The sequence below is a fragment of the Moorena sp. SIO2C4 genome (assembly GCF_010672485.1).
Lineage (GTDB): Bacteria > Cyanobacteriota > Cyanobacteriia > Cyanobacteriales > Coleofasciculaceae > Moorena > Moorena producens.
The window spans coordinates 1-1652 of the sequence record NZ_JAAHGN010001359.1; the positions used below are offsets into that span (position 1 = coordinate 1).

General features: G+C 45.5%; 2 protein-coding genes and 1 pseudogene. 2 read left to right on the forward strand and 1 reads right to left on the reverse strand.

Annotated features, from left to right (window positions below; translation table 11 throughout):
• Positions 1-119: 119 nt before the first annotated feature.
• Positions 120-221, reverse strand: a pseudogene (locus tag F6K20_RS41060) (branched-chain amino acid transaminase); the annotation flags it as partial.
• Positions 222-656: 435 nt separating this feature from the next.
• Here F6K20_RS41060 and F6K20_RS37555 point away from each other — a divergent pair.
• Together F6K20_RS37555 and F6K20_RS37560 are read left to right on the forward strand one after the other, a co-directional pair.
• Positions 657-1241, forward strand: a complete 585-nt coding sequence (locus tag F6K20_RS37555; protein ID WP_008179504.1) for an FHA domain-containing protein — start codon at positions 657-659, stop codon at positions 1239-1241.
• Between the two features lie 78 nt (positions 1242-1319).
• Positions 1320-1652, forward strand: a 333-nt coding sequence (locus F6K20_RS37560) for a DUF8459 domain-containing protein (protein ID WP_502708927.1), incomplete at its 3' end; no start/stop codon positions are given.

Consider the following 1652-nt stretch of genomic DNA (forward strand, 5'->3'; position numbering starts at 1 on the left):
GAAATGGCAGGATTTAAAGAGCAAAGCATTGTTGAAAAATACCAAAAACATGAATCAGACGGGGAATTTGCCGAAAAACAAATTATCGAAATGGGAAGACTTGATCATAGAGTATTTACTCCCGTGCCGTAGTGCAAGGCATGGGTAGCAATGGAAATTTTGGCGTCAGCGAAAGGGACAAACTTGTTCTGAAAGTAAGCAATGGGCAAAAAATCAGGCATAGTTAAAATCAGTGCTTCAAGATTAATTTATCTCAGTTTAACGAGATGCTGACAGCATGGTCTCAATGGGGTTTAGCCTTCTTGTCACCCCGTCAGGAGGAACTGGCTCCTCCCCACGACCTACCCAAAACCCTACACCGGACACCCTATCTAATTTTCACCCTTGTTATCATCCCCTGAGCATCGGTGGGTATGGTTGACAAAAACTTTTTCATGTGCTAAGCAAAACTCAGCACTCACCACTGACCTACTCAGCACTGATAGGTGCATCTCACTTTTGTTGTTTGACCCGATGGTGCGTTACGGGCAGCAACCTAACCCGGGCGTTGAGGCTGAAAATTAGGGCGAGCTCCCCTAACGCACCCTACAGAACATTTTCAAAGATGAGATGCACCCGCACTGATCCACGATGTTCCAGTTACAAGGAGTGAAATCTTGGCTGAACCGATTTATATTCAATTGACCTGGGAAGACCCAGAAACGGGCGAGTTAAAGAAACCTGTTCTGAGACCGCCAATTGCTGTTGGTCGAGAAAATGACCATTTGCCAGAACACTTAGCAGGTCAATCTGTGTCTCATCTGGTACTTCTTGACAAGGAAATTTCCCGGTATCACGCCCTGATCACAGTGGCTAATACCCAACTCTATATTACTGACCGCAGCGCCAACGGTACGTTTATTAACGGGCGGAAGATTCGCTCTGGTATTCAACCTTTCTCAAGCAAGGACACCCTGCGGATTGGTCCGTACAAAATTACAGCGACCTTGAAACGGGAAAATGATCTCAACGCCACTGCACAGAACTTTGACCAGACGAGTCTATTAGGTGAGAAAAGTGTCACCAACTCTCTGCCCAAGAATAAACCTGTGGTTTGGTTGATTGGCTTAGTGGTACTGTTAATAATGGGAGTCGGCACTTGGTTCGTGGTCAGCGGTCTGCTGGAGGGGTTAAAACCGGGAATGCAAGATGAGAAAAACGATTCCTCTACAAATTTAGAACGGGTAGTCCACAACAGTTAGTTACCTCAACTAGTTACCTCAACTTTAGCCATGAGATTCAATAGTTATGGAAAATGAGAGCTAAATAGAACGTAACCTATGGAATCTCTTCTAAATGTTCGATTTTCCATTAACCCTTTCCCAAGAGCTAGGCTTCGGCGTTGCTTGGGATTGGTGTTGCTAGGTGTACTTACCCTACTGCTCACCCTATTACCAGCCTCTACCTTAGCACAGGAATTCTTGGCAAATGGTAAGGAGAAAGCTCCTGTGGTGGTGGATGGTATTGAGTTGTTTCAAGTGGGCAACGCTGGCAACTTTAGCGCTACTGAGCGAGCCGAGCTGATCAATCAGCGGTTAGCAAAGGAGGTGAAATCTCTACAAAAACCTGAATATGTGGACATTGAATATGTCGGGCAAAACGAGGGGATTCTA